Genomic DNA, 18,604 nt, shown 5'->3' on the forward strand with positions numbered 1-18,604 from the left:
CGCGCCGGATCGCTCCAGATCCGTCGATCTGCTGTGTCCGATGCCTCCCAGGCGGAGGAGTCGGAGCGTCAGATTTTACGGGTCCTCCCTAAGGGGGGCCTCCTACACGGGTTATCAGACTCGCAGATTTCCTCTAGCTGAAAATTGCAGACGGATGTCCGTCTTCTCAAACTCCTTCCTCAAAAAGTAGAGAAAACTCCCCATTACGTTTAAAGATCAATCAAGCCTTTGCTGGAAAAAACAATCCAAAAACACAAATATTAAAAAATTACAAGGCCTGATTATATATTAATCGCGTAATCTGCTGTGCGAGCCGGTCGTGTTACACACTATCGCCTTCAGCCCCAACAATACATTGAGCTAGCCTGGCATCGACTTATAACCCATGTGACTCGTCCAAGTGCCGAGAGGCCGCTCAATGGCGACCCTTGGCCAACACAGACCATTTTCCACATGCACGACTGGTGTGGCACACTGCTGGCCATGGAGCCGGAGGTCCTCCACCCGGGGAACCAATGGCGTTCGATAGCGACTTCCCATGAATCGGGTGGCAAATGGTCTCTGCTTTTGCAAAAGGGAAAGTAATACTTTTCGTTCATGGGCTATCGGGTTCTTCCGAGGGAACATGGGGGAACATGATGGAGTTTTTTAGAAGAGATGAAGCCTTCGTCAGCTTTCAGTTAGATTCTTATCAATACCCCACGACAAAAATTCGCTTCGCCTTTGGAAAGAAAATGCCTGGAATCCAGGACTTGGCTGAGGGACTGCGAAGTTATATAAATGTTTTTCATAGCGACAAGAGCGAGATTGTTCTTATCGGGCACAGCATGGGCGGGCTAGTACTACGCCAATTCATCACTACTGAACTTAAAAAAAATAACGAAACGCAGATTCGAGCTGCGGTAATGATTGCCACCCCTCATCAAGGGGCGGATCTAGCTCGAATCGGAGCGAGCCTCTCTTGGAGGCATGTCCATCTAAGACAATTAGCAAAGGGACAAGACATCTTACGTTCAATAATGGAAGACTGGTCTGTTTTGGATGTTGAAAACCGTATTGATACCCTCTACATAACCGGGGGCATCGACGCTATAGTCGACAGACAAAGCTCAATGCCATATGCCGGCGGCGTCAACTTTAAAAACCTCATAAGCTATGGCCATGTTGATGTTATAAAACCTGAACATCCAGGCGACATCAGATTTCTTGCGATAAAGCAATTTATTAGTGAGCTAACCCCATCAAAAAAGTCTAGAGTGGTTTCGTCAAGCGCTATTGGCGAGCCACTGTTCTATCGATACAATCTTGCCTGCGAGAAGTACTATTATATTAGACCGCTAGATAAAAGCTTGGAACTTGCTTTAGCAAGTTCAAATATCTGGCTAAGCGGTCCCGCGGGTGTGGGGAAAACGGTCGCATTGACACGCGCGATACTAACCAATGGCTGGAAACCTCTATATTTCTCGCTCGACAGCTTTCGGGAACTTACTGCAGAAAGCTTACTAAAAGAAATCTGCAAACTACTACATGATACGTTGGGACTTGAAGAGGTGGTATTTGGCGAATCATGCTCTCTTCCTGACATTCTGCGCTCTTTTAAGCTCGCGCTTAGCGCAAATATGTACGATTGTAAAATCGCGATATTTATAGAAGAGATACCGATCACATCGTCAGATGAATACTCTAAACTTTTAGATTTAGCTTGCCACCTTTCAATGGTCCAAGACTCTTGCGCTACTTCTAAAGGGGTAGTTTGGATTTTCAGCTCCATTATAGACCCGATGCAATACGCCAACAGTCAAAATGTGAAACTCCGAGAACGCTATGAGTTCTTGAAAGCAGACACTTGGAGCAAGCTGGAGATATCGAATCTAATGGATATGCTGCTTAAAGAGCTAAACATACAGTTCTCATCAGGTGAGCGAGAAGAGATCCTTGCCAGAATTGAGAATTCACCTCGATATCTTAAGGTTTTATTAAAAGCACGACGCACTGAAATCGGGGCCAACAAACCCGTCACAGATTTACTTTCTTCCATCTCTATGGTTGTGCGCTAATGACTAGTAAAATTCTCCGTCGCTCCACGATTATACCGAGCGGACTTTATATAGAACGTGCCGCGGACCGCCAGTTAAAAACAATTGTCGACGATATGGGTCGGCCAGGCTATGTTCTTGTAGCGCGTCAAATGGGCAAAACCAACTTGCTCATTCATATGAAGCGAACCAGAACAGAAGACCTTGTACTTTATAAAGACTTGTCTACGCAATTCGAAACCTCTAGAGCATTCTTCCGCGACATCATAGACTCGCTCTTAGAATCTTTCCCTGAGCTACAAGATGACAAGCACCCAATCGCATCTCTTCGGAACAGTGAGCTTGAACCAAACATTGAGTACGACCGGCACCTTCGAAGATTACTAAAAAACACAAACAAAAAAGTAGTAATCGTACTCGACGAAATTGACTCATTAGTCAATTCCGCTTTTTCAGACGTAATTTTTGCGCAAATCCGAAGCATGTACTTTTCTAGGATTAACTTCCCGGAGTACGAGCAGCTTACATATGTATTGTCTGGGGTAGCCGAACCTACCGACCTTATAAAAAACAAGAATATTTCACCATTCAACATTGGGGAAAAAATCTATCTCGAAGACTTTGATCGCAAAGAGTATGAGGAATTTATAAGTCGGGCAAACCTTGACCTTACTCCAGAAGTTGTGAACGAAATCTATGATTGGACTAGCGGTAACCCGCGCATAACTTGGGATATATGCACCGAAATTGAAGACCTATTGATATCAAATCAGAAAGTTGACATACCCACTGTAAACGAAGTAGTACAAAAACTTTACTTACGTGACTTTGATAGAGCTCCGATTGATCATATCAGAACGCTGGTCGAAACCGACAAGATAATTCGAGATGCAATTATATCTATAAGATGGGGAAAAGCTGAATATATCGACGACAAAACTAAAAGTCGCCTATATCTATCCGGAATAACCGGTAGTGCAGGCGGCGAAGCGCGTGTCAAAAACAAGATTATTGATAACGCTCTGTCCGACTCGTGGATTAAAAGCGTTTCTCCAAATGTTGCATCTCCGATCGTTGTTGCTTTGTCGTACTATGCATTTGGTGATTACTCGTCTGTAATTACGAAATTCGAGGAGATCAAGGCAGATCCTGTATGGGCAACAAAGCTTACAAGAACGCAAAGGCTTCAATTCGCTAGTTCTTACCTTTGGGCAAAAAAACCAGAATTGGCGCTTGAGGAATTCCGGTATTGCTTGGGTAGTACTACTGGTGCAGCTAATCGGCAGGATACAGAACTTAGCATCGGCAATACGCTATCGTATTTCAAAGAATATTCCAGTGCAGTAGAGTTTTTTAAAGCAGCTTCCGAAGGTCCGAGTTCAATTCTCAAATACAATGCACAGCTGAATCTTGCAGAAACTTATAGAGCATCAGGACTCGAAAATGATTCTCAAACTTTGGAAATCATTAATAACCTACTTTTGAAACTCGATACTCCTGACATACAAGCGAGCGAAGCTGGACGGACACTATATGTAGCTGCATCCGTCTGCCAAGCTAGAATATTGATGAAAATAGGCCGACATAACGACGCTGACTTGTCGCTGCAAAAAGCGTTCCCTATGGCTGTTTATAGCGCCCAACCGAAGCTTCTTCTGCTCAGATATGAATGCATTAACGACCCTCTCGAGCAGCAGGACTTACTGGTTCAAATTTGTGGAATTGTCATGGACAACTCCCTAGTAACTTTAACTTTCGACGGCGCCGACCTTCATTTCGACAACAAACAAGTTATAGAAATTCTTAGCTGCTTATTCAAGCAGAACATGCCTGAGCTTTTTGACGATTTCCTATCATATATAACTAATGACAACTTCGCAGCCACCTTGTGTCGTGTCGGAGTGGTTCTTGCTTGCCTAAACAGCATTCCAACACGAGATGATCGAGCTAAATATGTCGAGCTACTCGTTCACTGCGCAGATAATTATCTGGATGACACTGTACTCGCGCCGACAAAATTAAAACTCTACCGCGAAATTTCCTCTTATTTGCCACAACCTCAAGCTATGATGTGGAGAATCCGTTATCTTGACGAGATAGAACGCCATAGCGATTATCAACACCTAGTTTTAGAAGATATTCACTCGCTGAGCTTCACGTCTTATTACTTGCGTAGACAGAAACAATATGTGCAACTGGAAAGGCTCTATGTCTTCTGGGAAAAGATAGAGATCAGAGCGTGCGAGCTATCACTTTTTTGGTCTGTATTCGTGATGGCGCATGGAATGCTTTTCTTTAGAGAGAATAAAGAAATTGCAAAAGCCAAAACGTATGCAACCAAAACGCTGGAGGTAATTCAGATCAACCAAAAGGAACTACTATCAAGTCCTGCCTCTGAAGATTTTCTGTCTATTCGAGCACAGGCCGAGGCGATGCTACGCGTAAGCATTGAGCATGATCCCTACCGGCACATCGGAAGAAATCAAAAAATCCAGGTTAAGTATGGAGAAGAAAAAGCCGTCACTGTTAAATTCAAACAAGTCAAGGAGGATTTAGAGAAGGGAAAATGTGTAATACTCGATATTTAAAATATTAAGTGGGAAACCGTAGCGCTTGGGCATGGCATAGCTGTGCTCCAAGCTGCTTAACGTATCCCACCGTTTACACCGTCCACTCCCACCCCCCTACAGTTTTCTATTTTACTGAATAGTCATAGCTCTACTCTTGCGTACCTATTTCCCAACGCACGCGACTCAGCGGCTACGCCATCACTGCGCAATCTCAACTAGGCCATTGGCCGCTTTCACATGATTCACCACCACTTTAGTGATTTGAGGAATGCTCCACCCTTTTGCATTAACAATGGTGCTACCTGGGTAATGGTCTTGTATATGCGACTGATGATCATTGAGGCATACAAACAACACCTCATTATTCTTAAGGCGATCCCTGAGCGCGATTAAATATTCCGGCGCAGTTTCCGTCCCAACTACCATGACACGCGGAGACGCAAAATTTGCCAATACTGGACGGTCAATTATGGCAACCGAACGATTTGAAGAGCGGATCCCATTCAACCAAAAACTGTTTGTTAACGAATCAACCAACGCAAGCTGGTTTGTATCGTAGATAATATCCACAAGCTTCGGATACCAAGCGACATAGCCGATGGCACATGGTTTGAGCTCTTCTATCGTAAAGCACGCCTGAACCAACTCCTCAGCTAGTTCAGTGAGTTTTTTCTCAGCATACATAAACCTTGAAAGCAGTTCGTTGTATCCATGCTTTTGTATCGGATTACGCAAATGCAGTATATCAACAGGATTAACATGGCCATTACCCTGGCTCGGCTTCAGGTCGAAGCGGGTCGCTACATAGGATCTTCGGAGCATTTGCAGTTGCTCATCTGAAACTTGGCTCAGCGTGATGATTAGGAAACGTCTGCTGCTCCCTTGCACCTCGCCACGACCAATGGCCGCAGCAAGGCGCCCATAGTATTTGGCCTTCTCGTTTTCCATATCTGCCATGCAGCCTGACAGCAATGCGGTGTAATCATCTGCTGTCAGGTGCGCTGTGACCTCTGGAGTAACCCCCCCAGCAAAAACGCTTTGGATGAACTCCTGGTAACGCTTCTCCGATCGACGCTCCATCTGTGCAGCCGCTTGGTTACTAAGCAACTGCAAGCCTTCATAACCCGCTGTGAGCAGACTCCCCCCGGGGAGCAATCCAATTCCAGCCTTGGTAGCGATGGATATCAGCTCGGATAGGGGGTGTTCTGCATCCTTCTTCATTCTGCTTCTCCGCTGTATGGCTAGGCATTAACCATCGCAGAGCATAGGCCGGCTGTGCGCGTTAAGCCATTCAACGTGGGGCTGTTCTTAACTGCGGTGCGGACGGCTCGCATGCAGCACAGCGGCGAAATACGAGGCAAGCAAAACTCATCCCACTGAAATAGCTGAATGCTGACAGCCACGCATCGGACATTTTCAAGATCTGCGAACGCGTTTTTTTCAGATATTGCCTGAGGCCCCCCGTAGCTTTTTGGTGACTGATTGCTTTCTGCCATCCTGCAGCTAACCTCCATCACTGCTGGCCATCGCGACCTAAGCCAGCACAGCAGACATGGTTAAAAATGTTGAGTCATGACCGATCCGACACACGGAAGCGAGGACTAGCAAATGCAATCATTTATCGTGAATAGAAACGTTCAAGCGAATGGCGACTACGAAGTGCACAATACGACGACTGGCTGCCGTTTCATGCCGCTGCTGCAGAATCAGGTACCACTTGGAAATCACCTATCCTGCACGGGTGCTGTGAGCGCTGCTCGAGGAGCTAACCCCAGACTACGAATTAATGGTTGCTACTATTGCTGCAACCCTTGCCACACCAGCTAGATTCCTGACAGCGCATAGCGGGGTGCACAGATCCTTTATTCCCAGATCTAGGATTATGCGATGATAGGCCCAAGCAAGCTGTATCCCCGCGTGTATCCCTAACTTTTTAGTCCGCCTGTAGGCCCCGGATTATATGGAAGACTCCAGTCTCCCTCGGGCACCAAAATCAAGAAAGGTCTTGCTTGGCAAGGCCTTTTTTCGTCTGCTGAAAAGTTGGGCAATTATTTTTGCGTAACCGTGCTACGAGAAATGTGGGCTAAACGATGGGCGATTCATCACAGCAATATGCAGGAGAATCTGCAGCTACTCCTTGTCATGGTCACCTGGTCCATTGAACGCTTGGGTTCAAAGCCTACTGGCTATTTCCTTCCAGATGTAGGCGTAGTTGTATTTCAGCCAACGCACCAGCACTTTATCGAACTGCCTACGAAACCAGTTGCGCTCTCTGGCTGCCAGCCTTTCTTCTATCGACTTTCTGAGCTTGTCGGGGTCGAACCCAGTCCAAATCGGCGGCACAGCTGCAACGAGATTGGTAAAGCACACCGGCGCAACCTCTGAATAGAGAATTTCGTAAAGGGTTTCAGGGGTGACGCCTCTTACCTGATTCGCCACATAGTCATATTCGACGGGAAAATCGTTGAATGGCTCAGAAAGAGCAGCTCTCACTATTGTCAGTTGTGGCTCAGTTAGAAAATACTCCAACGGAGAAACTCCTCCAGTTGCGTTGCGCTGGCGCGGCCCGAATCGAGTTATTAGCCAAACCAGGACCTCAGATATCCGGGTCAGGCGCACGCTGGGCTTGAACACCTCCCCCAAACAAACGCTCGGCTAGCTGACGACCCCGTTCCTGGCCCTCCTCCGTCAACCAGATCGATTTGTTCCTGTTTACCGGATTACTGATGAGACCCTGCTCATGCAATCGGTTCATGACTTCAAAATCGAAGCCTTTCCATGCATTGCCGTCGTCGGAACTGAACGCGGCCAACAGGGCAAGCACAGCCTCTTCAATCAACTTTTCATCGTATTCCATGATCGTCGCTCCGCTCATGTGTCTGAATCAACGTCGAGTTTGTGTAGCACCTCATACTCATCGACCGTCCTGAGAAACCCGCTCTGTTGCTTAGGTCATTGAATATCCCGGCGCTGCCCGTGCAACCTGTTTTGCCTCGGGACTGCACCTGATGCGTCCACTCAGTATAATCACGCCCGCCCGCACGCGGTCTGCCGCCCGTAGCGGCTTTCGTTGGTCGTTCCGACTTTCAAGACTCATGCTTAAGGACCTCCAAGGCCAACCATGGAAACGTCACTGGAAACCGTCGCCCTGTTCTCTCTCAAACTCGCTTACGAGGAGGAAGGCCTGAGCCCGATTCTGCGGGATGACATGGTTATGGGTGACTATCAGAAAGACGTGTTCGAATTGCTGGTGCGCCGGGGTGATGTCGAAACCATTCAGTTCAAGATGAACGAGTGCCTGGGCTTGGCGATGGATGCGTTGGGCGGTGTCGAGAAACCGCTGGGGCGTGAGCTGCACAAGCTGTCAGCCGATTTCAGTCAGGCGCAGTCGCTGGAGCAGCTTGATCAGCCGCTCCTCGCGCTCAAGGGTTATCTGAAAGACATCCTCTGATCCATCGCGCCGTCCGTACAGTCTTTCAGCGTCGAGCCTTCAACACCCGAATATCCGTGGGAAACCCATCCGCCCCCACAATCTTCTTCCAGCCCACATACTGAAACTCGCCCCGCTCATCGATGTAATCGCCCTTCTCCACCGACCGGCCACCGACGATCGCCACGCGTTTTTCCTCGCCACAGCCGCCATCCGACGGGCGCACGGTGTAGATGACGTACGGCTTCACATATTGCGTGGCGCGGAAGTGTTGGCCGCAGATTTCGTCGACGGTGATGAGCATGGTTTTCAGGCGGGCTTCGCCGTCCATGTCTTCGTGCAGTTTGAGGAAGGAGATCTCGCCGACGTCGCTGTAGCCGAGTGAACGGGCGCGTTTGTACTCGGGGGAGTTCTGGTGGGCGATGCGGCCTTGCTCGGCGGCCTGGTTCATTCTGGCGGCGAACTCGGCATTGCCTTGCGCAGTGGTTGCTTCGGCCTGGGCGGCGACGTTTTCGCATTGCGCGAATTCGCGGGAGCCGAGGTATTGCGGCGTCAGGTTCGAGCGGCGCTGGTTCATGCTCCGCAGGCTGTTCTCCAGATCGCCGATCACCTCATAGGCGCTGGGTGCGCGACCGCTCTGGACGTCGGCGATTTTCTCCTGCATTCGCTGGCAGTTGGCGAGGTAATACTGCCAGCTGCTTTCCGGGGGCTCCTTCCACTCGGCGAATGCCGGGGTAATGACAGCGGCGCAGGTGATTGCACAGAGCAAGCGCAGAACAGAAGCGGCTTTTGGCATGAGTAGTCCATTACAGGAATCAAGAAAGTGGCGCGACGCTACTATTTTGCTATCGTGCCGTCCACTGTCGGCAAGGTGCCGAGCGTTTGTACCGTGACGGGTTTCAAAGGATGGATACGATGGATGTTGTGTTTTTCTTTATCGCCTGGATAGGCATGTGGGTCTGGGTCGTCAGGCAGCGTGGTGCGTGGAATCTGCTACTCGCCAATGTGTTGGGCGCTGCCAGCGGCATGATTGTCGGCCTGGTGGTTTCGCAGCTTTGTGTCGGTCTGTTCGGCTCTAGCCGGCCACCGGTCCCGGGGGTCATGGGATCGCTTCTGGAAATGCTGGCGACTGCCGCGGCGCTGACCGGCGTATGGATGCTGGTGGCACGTCGCTCGCAGGTCGAACACCCTGTCGCGCGTCAGCTACTGGCCGGCCTTTGCGGCGTTGTGGCCGGCATAACGGCGATCATGTTTTTTGTTCAGATCAATCCGCCCAATCTCGGCATGTGAATGTCTTCGTGGCGTCAGACCTCTATTTTGATATCTTGCCGTCCATCTTCAGCACTCACCGCCAGTGGGTGCTGTTTTGCAGGCTATTGAAGGGTTAAGGAAAGGATCGAATGGAGTTTCTGAGTTTTCTGGCATTTATCGCCGCCTGGGGTTTGATGTGGCGCTGGGTGGTGAAAAACCGCGGCAGCTGGAATCTGTTTTACGGCAACATCGTTGGCGCGGCGGGCGGTTTTATCGTCGGCATGGTGGTGCTGTCGATCTTCCTGTCGCTGTTCCCGTCGGCGCATAAAGCCGAAAAGGCGCCAGTCGAAGACGTGATCGCACAGAACGATGTCACCACCAGTCTGTTGCCCGAAGCCGAGTCGGATTCGACGTCTACGGTGCTGGAAAACGCGCCGGGCTTTGCCGCGATCGAGCCGGATAATCAACCTTCTCCGCCGGATTCCGCACTGCTGCCGAATTACGCCAGCCGGGCACCGAAATCGATATCGGAAAAAACCGTCCTGGATCAGAGCGACGCGCAGGGCCGTAAAGCGCTCACCGCGCTGCGCGACAAGCTTGGGCAAAATGCCGACAGCGATAAATCGATGCTCGCGTATGTCATTTGCGGCACGGTGGTCACCAGCACACTGCGCTTCCCGGCGTCGGAGCGCTTCGCCGACAGTTCTGCCATTGTCACCAAGCGCTTCAAGGACCAGGTCTACACCCTCAGCAACAAGGTCACCGCGCGCAACATGAACGGCGATGACGTCACTTATCGCTTCGACTGCTCGGTGCAGGAGCAATCCGCGTCCGCCGAATGGCGACTGCTGGCGCTGAAGCTGCAGAAGGCTGACTCTTAAGCCTCGTTTAAGGGTTCAAGGCGCCGGCTGCGCTATCATCGCCAGCCTGTGCGTCTTGAGCTTTGCCCCTGAATGTCCCCGATACCTGCTGACCTGAATCCGCTGCCTCCCGTCTTGGCCGGCCCGCTACTGCGACGGCTGGAACCAACGCGAGTGGTGCTGTGGTTGGTCGGTACGCGTCAACTGTCGCTGACCTTGCGCCTGCAAGGTGTAGGAGACATTCCTCTCGATGCCGGGAAGTGCACGGTCATTCCTGTAGGCCGTCATGCGTTCGTTCATTTGATTGACGTTGTGCTGGACAGCGCCCTGCCCTGTGAGACCGTTGTGGGTTACGACTTGCTGATCGATGGCCAGCAGCGAATTGCCGACTGGGCACCACATCTGGTGTATGGCGATGCTACTTGCCCGAACTTCGTCGTGCGCTCACGGATCGATCAGTTGCTGCATGGTTCTTGCCGCAAGCCGCATCATCCGGCGGCAGACGGTTTGCTCTGTGTCGATCAGTTGCTGGCGATAGAAACCGATCCACAACAACGCCCCGCCCTGTTGATGATGAGCGGCGACCAGATCTACGCCGACGATGTTGCCGGCCCGATGCTGCGGGCGACTCATGCGTTGATCGAGCGCCTCGGCCTGTTCGACGAACACCTCGAAGGCGCGGTGGTCAGCGACAGCGCCAAACTCTACGAACATCCGGCCAGCTACTACCACCGTGCGGACTTGTTACCCGCGCTGGAGAGCAACGAGACCTTGCGCGAGCGATTTTTCGGCGGTGCACGTAAGCCGATTTTCACCAGCAGCAGTGCTGACAATCATCTGGTGACGTTCGCCGAAGTGATGGCGATGTATTTGCTGGTGTGGTCGCCGATTGCCTGGGGGTTGATCAATCCTGCTGCTCCATCGCTGACGCCTGAACGCTTGAAGCGCTACACCCTGGAGCAGACCCGAATCGATGGTTTCAAGGCCGGGTTGGCCAACGTTGCCCGGGCGCTGGCGCACCTGCCGAGCCTGATGATTTTCGATGACCACGACATCACCGATGACTGGAATCTTTCCGCGCAATGGGAGGAAACCGCCTACGGCCATCCGTTCTCCAAACGCATCATCGGCAACGCCTTGATCGCGTACATGTTGTGTCAGGGCTGGGGCAACAATCCGGATGCGTTCAAGGATGTGCTGGAGAACACCCGACGCCTGAGCGCCAGTGGTGACGATCAATATCTCGACAGCCCGGTGCAGGACGCGCTGATCGATGATTTGCTGCGCTTTCAGCACTGGCATTTCGTGCTGCCAACCAGCCCGGCGCTGGTGGTGCTCGACACCCGCACCCGCCGCTGGCGCAGCGAGATGGCACTCAAGCAACCCTCCGGTTTGCTGGACTGGGAAGCCCTGAGCGAACTGCAGCAGGAATTGCTCGATCATCCGTCAGCAATCATCGTTTCCCCCGCGCCGATCTTCGGCGTGAAGCTGATTGAAACCGTGCAGAAGGTTTTCAGCTGGTGCGGTTATCCGCTGCTGGTCGACGCGGAAAACTGGATGGCTCATCGCGGCGCCGCGCAGGTGATCCTGAACATTTTCCGACACACCCGCACACCCGGAAACTACGTGGTGCTGTCCGGCGATGTGCATTATTCCTTCGTCTACGAAGTGCTTATCCGACACCGCAAGGCCGGGCCACGGATCTGGCAGATCACCAGCAGCGGGATCAAGAACGAGTTCCCGAAAACCCTGCTGGAATGGTTTGACCGCCTCAACCGCTGGCTCTACTCGCCGCGCTCGCCGTTGAACTGGTTCACCAAACGCCGACGCATGCGCATCATGCCCTATACCCCGGAACATGCCGAAGCGGGTGAACGGCTGTGGAATTCAGCCGGGATCGGCCAGGTGTTTTTCAATGCGCAGGGACAGCCGAGCGAGATCATTCAGCACAATTCGAACGGGGCGGTGAAGACGCGGATGCTGGCGCCGGAGTTGGGGGATTATCCTGATTGATATGGTTTCCTTTTGCCCATAGTGAGATTGCAATGACGATACCTTCGCGATTACTTATCACCCGCGACAGCGTACATGCCGGCGATGATTGCGAGGCTCCCCATGCGCGCTGGATCAACCTGCAAGTGAGTGAAACCCTGGAGGATGCCCTGCGCCTACTACTCCACAATGGTTATCTGCCAAGCATTGCTGGTGGATGTGCGACCTGGATCGTACGCGGCCCTCAGGCCCTAGCTGTAGTTGCCCAACAATGGCGGGAGCCGCGTTTTCTGGTCGACGCCCAGTCGACACTGGTCAATTTGGAAGAGTTGAGATTTGTATATTGGTGCCAGGTAGATCCAGAGATTGTTTTCGACTGCCTGCTAACAGGCGCCGAACTTCCTGACAGATACAGCGGATTTAAGACGTCAAAGTAGTCGGAAGGGGATTACAGTTTTTAAGGAAACATCTCTGGAATCGCTGGTTCATACTCTGCCTCCCTTACACAGGAAGCAGAGCCATGCGAAAAAGAAAGCCAGACCCTTTAGAAATCGATACAACGACTTACCTTTTAAGCTCCCCGGCCAATGCTAGAAGGCTGCTGAGATCTATCGCAGAAATGCACAATGGAATTCGTGCAAATACGGACGCCTCTTCGTTCAATTTCGTGCCTCTCAGTCAGTTGAGACCGCCAGCCCCACACCTCTGACAATCATCCCCACCTCCCGCTCATCAATCGTCAGCGGCGGCAACAGCCGTATCGTCTTGCCACGCGTCACGTTGATCAGCAATCCATGATCCCGCGCCGCAATCAGCGTCAGATCGCGAATCGGCTGTTTCAACTCGATGCCGATCATCAAGCCCTGCCCGCGAATCGCCAACACATTGGGGTTGTCTGCCAGTTCGGCGCGCAGGCGGGTCAACAGGCGCTCACCCTGCACCCGGACATTTTCCAGCAAGCCCTGTTCTTCGATGATATCCAGCACCGTGCAACCGACCCGGCAGGCCAGCGGGTTGCCGCCGAAGGTGCTGCCATGGCTGCCGGGAGTGAACAGGTCCGCCGCTCTGCCCCGTGCCAGGCAGGCGCCGATCGGCACACCGTTGCCGAGGCCTTTGGCCAGGGTCATGACGTCCGGCACGATACCTTCATGCTGGAACGCAAACCACTGACCGGTGCGGCCGATGCCGGTCTGGATTTCGTCGAGCATCAGCAGCCAGGCGCGCCGATTGCACACTTCCCGCAGAGCTTTGAGGTAGCCGGGCGGCGCCAGTTGCACGCCGCTTTCGCCCTGGATCGGCTCGACCAGAATCGCCACGATGCGCTCGCCATGCTTTTGCTGCAGTTGATCCAGCGCCGCCAGATCACCGAAAGGCACTTTGACGAAATCCCCCGGCAGATCATTGAAGCCCAGCCGCACCGCTGGGCCATCACTCGCCGACAACGTGCCGAGCGTGCGGCCATGAAATGCGTTGGCCATGACTACCACCAGCGGCTGTCCGATACCTTTGCTCCAGCCGTACAAGCGCGCAAGTTTCAGTGCGGTTTCGTTAGCCTCAGCACCCGAGTTATTGAAGAACGCGCGATCCATGCCCGACAGCTCAGTCAGCCGTTTGGCCAGTTGCTGCTGCCAGTCGATGCTGTACAGATTGGAGGTGTGCAGCAGCATTCCGGCCTGCTCACTGATGGCCGCGACGATCCGTGGGTGCGAGTGCCCGACATTGGTCACCGCAACCCCGGCGACAGCATCCAGGTATTCACGACCGGCCTGATCCCACAGGCGAGTGCCCAGACCTCTGGTAAAACTCAGAGCCAGCGATTGGTAGGTGTTCATCAGGGCGGCGGTCATGACTTCAAACTCCAGTGAAGGTCGGTGTGTTTGCAGTATGGTTAGCCACCAGAACTGGATAAACTCGGTAAAACTTCATTCATTTAAAAGCTGAACTTGATAATGGACCTGTTGCAGGCAATGAGCGTGTACGTGAAGGTCGTGGAAGCCGGGAGCATGACGGCAGCTGCGTTGCAGTGCGAAATGTCCACGACCATGGTCGGAAATCACCTCCGCGCACTGGAGCAACGGCTCGGCGTACAGTTGCTGCAGCGCACCACCCGCCGGCAGCGACTGACCGAGTTCGGTAGCGTTTACTACCAGCGCTGTCTGGATGTTTTGGGCTTGGTGGCCGACTCCGAACGCCTCGCCGAACAGGCCCTTGATGAACCACGTGGTCTGCTACGCATCACCGCGCCGCTGACTTTTGGCGTCGAACGCCTGGCCCCGGCGCTCAGCGAGTTTTCCCTGCAATACCCGCAGGTGAAAATGGATGTGGTGCTGACCAACCGCCGTCCGGACCTGCTGGAAAGTGGCCTCGACGTAGCGTTTCGGCTGGGGCATTTCGAGCAGTCGAACCTGATCGCCCGGCCGCTGATCGACTACACCCTGACCGTATGCGCCTCCCCGGCGTACGTCGCGCGACGCGGCATGCCGATCACCCCGGAAGACCTGCAGCAACACGACTGCCTGTCGTTCGCCTACCCTGCCGGCGATGACTGGCAATCGGTGGAAAAACGCTGGCGCCTCAGCGGCCCGGACGGCGAGATTCTGGTCGACGTCAGCGGCCCGATGCTGATGAACACCTCGGCCGGCCTGCATCAGGCAGCGCGCACTGGGATGGGCATCGTCATGCTGCCGGACGCGCTGGTGGAACAGGACCTTCGCGACGGCAAACTGGTGACGGTGATCCCCGATTACCAGCCCCCGAGCCGCCCTTTGCATCTGTTGTACGCGCCGGATCGTTATCGTTTGCCGAAGCTACGGCGCTTCGTCGAGTTCGCGATGAAAACCTGGGGCAGATCCTGACTCAATTGCTATCGACTACGCTCCGGTGATTGCCGACAAGGATGCTGCTATCGATGAGAAACGACCTTACCGTACGCGATCTGTTGCCCGACGAAGTGGAGCCAGTTCGGCTGTTTCTCGGCCTACATGGCTGGGGACACCGAACAGGCTCCGGCGACTACTTCGCCCAACTCATCGAAAACTCGCAACGCACTGCGGTCGCGCTGAGCGGCGAACAAATCATCGGTTTCGCACGAGGCATCACCGATGGTTTGTCCAACGGTTATCTGTCGATGGTCGTGGTTGATGGCCAGCATCGGCGCGCCGGCGTCGGGCGCGCACTGGTCGAGCATGTCATGGGGGACAACCCCGAGATCACTTGGGTACTGCGCGCCGGGCGCGAAGGTGCGGAGGCGTTTTTTGCCAGTTTGGGGTTTGAAACATCGGTAATTGCCATGGAGCGCCCAAGGCTCAAGTAACACGTGAGAAATCAACTCCCGCTTTTCACCAACACCGGTTTCTCCTGATAACGCTGCGCAAACAACTGCTTCAACTGCGCCACCTTGGGCATGTCGTTGATCACGATGTACGGATAGCTTGGGTGTTCGGTGAGGAAATCCTGGTGATAGTCCTCCGCCGGGTAAAAGCCGTTGTAGGTTTCCAGTTGGGTGACGATCGGTTTGCTGTAGGCATGCGCCGCGTCGAGTTGGGCGATGTAGGCCTGGGCCACCCGTTGTTGATCGGCATTGACCGGGAACAGCGCCGAGCGATATTGCGTGCCGCTGTCCGGCCCTTGGCGGTTGAGTTCGGTCGGGTTGTGGGCCACCGAAAAGTAGATCTGCAGCAGGCTGCCGTAGCTGACTTGCGTCGGATCGAAGGTGACTTGCACTGACTCGGCATGACCGGTATCACCTTCACTGACCCGCTCATATTCCGCCGTGTTCGCCGTACCTCCGGCATAACCGGAGACGGCTTTCTGCACACCTCTGACGTGTTGGAAAACCCCTTGCACGCCCCAGAAACAACCACCGGCGAACACCGCGGTTTCACTGTGCGCCTGAGTGGTTTCGTCGAGGGCTGGCGGCGGGATGACCACCGCGTCCTCTGCACCGAAAGAGAACGCCGAGCACTGACCGATCACACCGGCCATGGCGACGCCGAGCAGTGCACGGCGCCAGTTGTTTTGAGCTTTCATGTTGCGCACTCCCGATCAGCCGAAGGTGAAGGCGTAAGCCGATACGCCCGGGTCAAGAAATTCGATGGTGAAGGTCCGGTCTTTCACCTCGTCGGTTTGCCGCACCAATTGGTACAAGCGCTGTTCGGTCACGCGGCCGCTGCCATCCGCGGCGACATCTACTCCGTGAGCATCGCCCGGCGCCTGACCGTCAATCGACACGTTGAAACGCACCGGTTTGCCATCTGCGCCCGGCCCCAGTACCAAATGCAGATCGCGGGCGTGGAAGCGATAGACGATGCGACTGGCCGGCGCACTGGCGGTGGCGCGCTCGGCGCCGACAGCCCACTGGCCGCCAAGGCTCCAGTCATTCAAAGTCAGGTTGGCCGGTGGGTTATAGGTCGCGACCTTGTCAGGCACCAGCCCGGTTTCCGGTACGAAATGTTCCGCACGCTGGTAGCCGACGTAGGTTTCCGGTGACAGCACCTGATTCATGTCCGGCGCCTGTTGCACGCCTTGGGCATCGGCGTTGATCAAGCCGTCGGCGACGGTTTTCGCCCCGGCCTCACGCAGCAACTGCTGTATGACCCGTTCCGATTCGGCGTAATCCCCTTCGCCAAAATGGTGGTAACGAATCCGTCCTTGAGCATCGGCAAAATAATGCGCCGGCCAGTATTCGTTGTTGAAAGCACGCCAGATTTTGTAGCCGTTATCGATGGCGACCGGATAGTTGATACCCAGCTCCTTCATGGCTTTAGTGACATTGCCGACATCGCGCTCGAAAGCGAATTCCGGGGCGTGCACGCCAATCACTACCAGGCCTTGATCGCGGTACTTTTCCGCCCAGGCTTTGACGTATGGCAAGGTGCGCAGGCAGTTGATGCAGGAGTAGGTCCAGAAATCCACCAGCACCACTTTGCCCTTCAATGCCTGGGCGTCCAGCGGTGGCGAATTGAGCCATTGCACGGCGCCATTGAGCGGCGGCAACTGGCCTTCAACCGGTAGTGTTCCAGGTGCCTTGTCGGCAACTTTCATCGCCCCGCCGGCAGCAGGAATCTGCGCCATCATGGTTCCGTTGCCCGTCGGCGATTTGCTGGACAGCTTGCCGACCAGCGCCTGTTCAATCCCGCCCGTGGAAGCCGTCGACAGCCGCGCCAACAGCCCGGTGTCGAGGCCCAGCGCAATCGCTGCGACACCCGCCAGCATCGCCGCCCCCAACCCGCGCCGGATCCACTCCCCCGTACCGATCGAGCGCTTCATCAACGCAAAGACCTTACTGCCCAGCAGCAGCGCCGCCGCCAGTGAAGTCGCGGCGCCCGCCGCGTAGGCGAGCAACAACAGCGTGGTGGCGATGCTTGCCCCTTGCAGCGCGGCTCCGGTCAGAATCAAACCGAGGATGGGCCCGGCGCACGGTGCCCAGAGCAGACCCGTGGCGACGCCAATCAGAAACGAGGCGCCGGGACGCGGCCGATTGTCCTGGCCCGCGGCTTCGGACAGCCGACTGCCGGCCGAGACCAGCGGTCGCGTCAGGCGCTCGGCGAGACGCGGCAGCAGCAGCGTCAGCCCGAACAGTGCAACGAACAGCAACGCGAGCCAGCGCCCGTACTGATTGACTTGCACCACCCAACCGCCGCCCACCGCCGCCAGTGTGGCGACGAGGGCGAAAGTCAGCGCCATCCCGGCCAAGAGCGGCAAGCCACTCTTGATAAACGGCTGCCCGGTGCGAGCGAAGACAAAAGGCAGAACAGGCAGGATGCACGGACTGACGATCGTCAGCACACCGCCCAGATAAGCGAGAACCAAGAGCCACATGGTGTCGTCCTGTAGAAAGTGAACATCGAAAAATGGCCATGGCTCATGCCGCCACGGGTTTGAACGTCATCGCCAGGCCATTCATGCAATAGCGCAGGCCGGTGGGTTTCGGGCCGTCGTCGAACACATGTCCCAAGTGCCCGCCGCAGCGTCGGCAGTGCACTTCATTGCGTGACATGCCGAACGATCGGTCCTGACGCGTGGCCACCGCATGTTCCAACGGTGCCCAGAAACTCGGCCAGCCCGTGCGGCTGTCGAACTTGGTCGCCGATGAAAACAGCGCCAGATCACAACCCGCGCAGGCAAATGTGCCGTTGCGATGCTCGTCGTTGAGCGGGCTGGTATAGGCCCGTTCGGTGCCTTCTTCGCGCAGGATGGCGTACTGCTCGTCCGAGAGCAGCGAGTGCCATTCACTGTCGCTGTGGCTCACCTCGAAAACCTCATCGGCATGGGCTTGCTCGATCAGTGCGGCGCCCGAGGAAAATTTTGGCAATACACCCGCCACCAGAGCTGCAACCCCCAGCCCGCCGCTCGCTACGAGAATCTGTCGCCGTGAAAACATGGCCGTCTCCAAAAATTCCAGGTGCCTGTCATGGAACACAGCCTAGGCTTGGGTTGATCGCCAAATCCTCACGGGAAGTTAAC

At 54.3% G+C, this 18,604-nt stretch carries 17 protein-coding genes; 9 read left to right on the forward strand and 8 right to left on the reverse strand.

Features of this window, described 5'->3' with window-relative positions:
• Positions 1 to 554: 554 nt before the first annotated feature.
• Positions 555 to 2,057, forward strand: coding sequence for an alpha/beta fold hydrolase (locus CRO59_RS01925; RefSeq protein WP_097086158.1), 1,503 nt, complete (start codon positions 555 to 557; stop codon positions 2,055 to 2,057).
• Positions 2,057 to 4,624 carry an AAA-like domain-containing protein gene (locus CRO59_RS01930; RefSeq protein WP_097086160.1) on the forward strand — a complete coding sequence of 856 codons (2,568 nt, stop codon included), beginning with the start codon at positions 2,057 to 2,059 and terminating at the stop codon, positions 4,622 to 4,624. The genes CRO59_RS01925 and CRO59_RS01930 overlap by 1 nt, the downstream gene beginning before the upstream one ends.
• Positions 4,625 to 4,804: 180 nt before the next feature.
• Here the strand turns inward: CRO59_RS01930 and CRO59_RS01935 are convergent, their stop codons facing one another.
• The 3 genes from CRO59_RS01935 to CRO59_RS01950 form a co-directional block, all read right to left on the reverse strand.
• Positions 4,805 to 5,827 carry a hypothetical protein gene (locus CRO59_RS01935; RefSeq protein ID WP_097086162.1) on the reverse strand — a complete coding sequence of 341 codons (1,023 nt, stop codon included), beginning with the start codon at positions 5,825 to 5,827 and terminating at the stop codon, positions 4,805 to 4,807.
• 951 nt (positions 5,828 to 6,778) lie between these two features.
• Positions 6,779 to 7,135 (reverse strand): hypothetical protein, encoded by a 357-nt coding sequence (locus CRO59_RS01945; RefSeq protein WP_097086166.1) that lies wholly within the window; start codon positions 7,133 to 7,135, stop codon positions 6,779 to 6,781.
• A 67-nt stretch (positions 7,136 to 7,202) separates the two neighbouring features.
• Entirely contained in the window at positions 7,203 to 7,463 is a 261-nt protein-coding gene (locus CRO59_RS01950) for a DUF6429 family protein (RefSeq protein ID WP_097086286.1), read from the reverse strand.
• 264 nt (positions 7,464 to 7,727) lie between these two features.
• On the opposite strand from CRO59_RS01950, the gene CRO59_RS01955 reads away from it, so the two are divergent.
• Complete coding sequence (locus CRO59_RS01955) at positions 7,728 to 8,057, forward strand: hypothetical protein (RefSeq protein WP_096795509.1); 330 nt, start codon at positions 7,728 to 7,730, stop codon at positions 8,055 to 8,057.
• 25 nt (positions 8,058 to 8,082) lie between these two features.
• On the opposite strand, the gene CRO59_RS01960 is transcribed toward CRO59_RS01955, so the two are convergent.
• Positions 8,083 to 8,832 carry a hypothetical protein gene (locus CRO59_RS01960; RefSeq protein WP_027612147.1) on the reverse strand — a complete coding sequence of 250 codons (750 nt, stop codon included), beginning with the start codon at positions 8,830 to 8,832 and terminating at the stop codon, positions 8,083 to 8,085.
• A gap of 119 nt (positions 8,833 to 8,951) precedes the next feature.
• Between CRO59_RS01960 and CRO59_RS01965 the strand changes: the two genes are divergently transcribed.
• The 4 genes from CRO59_RS01965 to CRO59_RS01980 all read left to right on the forward strand — a co-directional run bounded on the left by CRO59_RS01965 (position 8,952) and on the right by CRO59_RS01980 (position 12,576).
• On the forward strand, positions 8,952 to 9,326 hold the full coding sequence (locus CRO59_RS01965) for a hypothetical protein (protein WP_049827877.1): 375 nt from the start codon (positions 8,952 to 8,954) through the stop codon (positions 9,324 to 9,326).
• Between the two features lie 110 nt (positions 9,327 to 9,436).
• On the forward strand, positions 9,437 to 10,168 hold the full coding sequence (locus CRO59_RS01970) for a hypothetical protein (protein WP_097086168.1): 732 nt from the start codon (positions 9,437 to 9,439) through the stop codon (positions 10,166 to 10,168).
• Positions 10,169 to 10,240: 72 nt separating this feature from the next.
• Entirely contained in the window at positions 10,241 to 12,160 is a 1,920-nt protein-coding gene (locus CRO59_RS01975) for an alkaline phosphatase D family protein (protein WP_097086170.1), read from the forward strand.
• Positions 12,161 to 12,192: 32 nt separating this feature from the next.
• Positions 12,193 to 12,576 carry a hypothetical protein gene (locus CRO59_RS01980; RefSeq protein WP_097086172.1) on the forward strand — a complete coding sequence of 128 codons (384 nt, stop codon included), beginning with the start codon at positions 12,193 to 12,195 and terminating at the stop codon, positions 12,574 to 12,576.
• Between the two features lie 237 nt (positions 12,577 to 12,813).
• Here CRO59_RS01980 and CRO59_RS01985 read toward each other — a convergent pair whose 3' ends face one another.
• Positions 12,814 to 13,986, reverse strand: coding sequence for an aspartate aminotransferase family protein (locus CRO59_RS01985; protein ID WP_027612152.1), 1,173 nt, complete (start codon positions 13,984 to 13,986; stop codon positions 12,814 to 12,816).
• 102 nt (positions 13,987 to 14,088) lie between these two features.
• Between CRO59_RS01985 and CRO59_RS01990 the strand changes: the two genes are divergently transcribed.
• Positions 14,089 to 14,994 carry a LysR family transcriptional regulator gene (locus CRO59_RS01990; RefSeq protein WP_097086174.1) on the forward strand — a complete coding sequence of 302 codons (906 nt, stop codon included), beginning with the start codon at positions 14,089 to 14,091 and terminating at the stop codon, positions 14,992 to 14,994.
• Between the two features lie 53 nt (positions 14,995 to 15,047).
• A complete protein-coding gene (locus CRO59_RS01995) occupies positions 15,048 to 15,452 on the forward strand; it encodes a GNAT family N-acetyltransferase (protein ID WP_097086175.1) in 405 nt (134 codons plus the stop codon).
• An 11-nt stretch (positions 15,453 to 15,463) separates the two neighbouring features.
• Here CRO59_RS01995 and msrA read toward each other — a convergent pair whose 3' ends face one another.
• The 3 genes from msrA to msrB are packed head-to-tail and all read right to left on the reverse strand — an operon-like array spanning position 15,464 to position 18,521.
• The gene (msrA, locus tag CRO59_RS02000) at positions 15,464 to 16,168 is read right to left on the reverse strand and encodes a peptide-methionine (S)-S-oxide reductase MsrA (RefSeq protein ID WP_097086177.1); all 705 of its coding nucleotides are present in this window, start codon (positions 16,166 to 16,168) and stop codon (positions 15,464 to 15,466) included.
• Between the two features lie 15 nt (positions 16,169 to 16,183).
• A complete protein-coding gene (locus tag CRO59_RS02005; protein WP_097086179.1) occupies positions 16,184 to 17,959 on the reverse strand; it encodes a cytochrome c biogenesis protein DipZ in 1,776 nt (591 codons plus the stop codon).
• 43 nt (positions 17,960 to 18,002) lie between these two features.
• Positions 18,003 to 18,521 carry a peptide-methionine (R)-S-oxide reductase MsrB gene (gene msrB / locus CRO59_RS02010; protein WP_027612157.1) on the reverse strand — a complete coding sequence of 173 codons (519 nt, stop codon included), beginning with the start codon at positions 18,519 to 18,521 and terminating at the stop codon, positions 18,003 to 18,005.
• Between the last annotated feature and the right edge of the window lie 83 nt (positions 18,522 to 18,604).

This window comes from Pseudomonas sp. LAMO17WK12:I5, assembly GCF_900215165.1.
Taxonomy (GTDB): Bacteria; Pseudomonadota; Gammaproteobacteria; order Pseudomonadales; family Pseudomonadaceae; genus Aquipseudomonas; species Aquipseudomonas putida_A.

Coding starts and splice junctions, on each gene's coding strand:
- CRO59_RS01925 (WP_097086158.1), top strand. CDS start 555: ATGGTCTCTGCTTTTGCAAAAGGGAAAGTAATACTTTTCGTTCATGGG.
- CRO59_RS01930 (WP_097086160.1), top strand. CDS start 2,057: ATGACTAGTAAAATTCTCCGTCGCTCCACGATTATACCGAGCGGACTT.
- CRO59_RS01935 (WP_097086162.1), bottom strand. CDS start 5,827: ATGAAGAAGGATGCAGAACACCCCCTATCCGAGCTGATATCCATCGCT.
- CRO59_RS01950 (WP_097086286.1), bottom strand. CDS start 7,463: ATGGAATACGATGAAAAGTTGATTGAAGAGGCTGTGCTTGCCCTGTTG.
- CRO59_RS01955 (WP_096795509.1), top strand. CDS start 7,728: ATGGAAACGTCACTGGAAACCGTCGCCCTGTTCTCTCTCAAACTCGCT.
- CRO59_RS01960 (WP_027612147.1), bottom strand. CDS start 8,832: ATGCCAAAAGCCGCTTCTGTTCTGCGCTTGCTCTGTGCAATCACCTGC.
- CRO59_RS01965 (WP_049827877.1), top strand. CDS start 8,952: ATGGATGTTGTGTTTTTCTTTATCGCCTGGATAGGCATGTGGGTCTGG.
- CRO59_RS01970 (WP_097086168.1), top strand. CDS start 9,437: ATGGAGTTTCTGAGTTTTCTGGCATTTATCGCCGCCTGGGGTTTGATG.
- CRO59_RS01975 (WP_097086170.1), top strand. CDS start 10,241: ATGTCCCCGATACCTGCTGACCTGAATCCGCTGCCTCCCGTCTTGGCC.
- CRO59_RS01980 (WP_097086172.1), top strand. CDS start 12,193: ATGACGATACCTTCGCGATTACTTATCACCCGCGACAGCGTACATGCC.
- CRO59_RS01985 (WP_027612152.1), bottom strand. CDS start 13,986: ATGACCGCCGCCCTGATGAACACCTACCAATCGCTGGCTCTGAGTTTT.
- CRO59_RS01990 (WP_097086174.1), top strand. CDS start 14,089: ATGGACCTGTTGCAGGCAATGAGCGTGTACGTGAAGGTCGTGGAAGCC.
- CRO59_RS01995 (WP_097086175.1), top strand. CDS start 15,048: ATGAGAAACGACCTTACCGTACGCGATCTGTTGCCCGACGAAGTGGAG.
- msrA (WP_097086177.1), bottom strand. CDS start 16,168: ATGAAAGCTCAAAACAACTGGCGCCGTGCACTGCTCGGCGTCGCCATG.
- CRO59_RS02005 (WP_097086179.1), bottom strand. CDS start 17,959: ATGTGGCTCTTGGTTCTCGCTTATCTGGGCGGTGTGCTGACGATCGTC.
- msrB (WP_027612157.1), bottom strand. CDS start 18,521: ATGTTTTCACGGCGACAGATTCTCGTAGCGAGCGGCGGGCTGGGGGTT.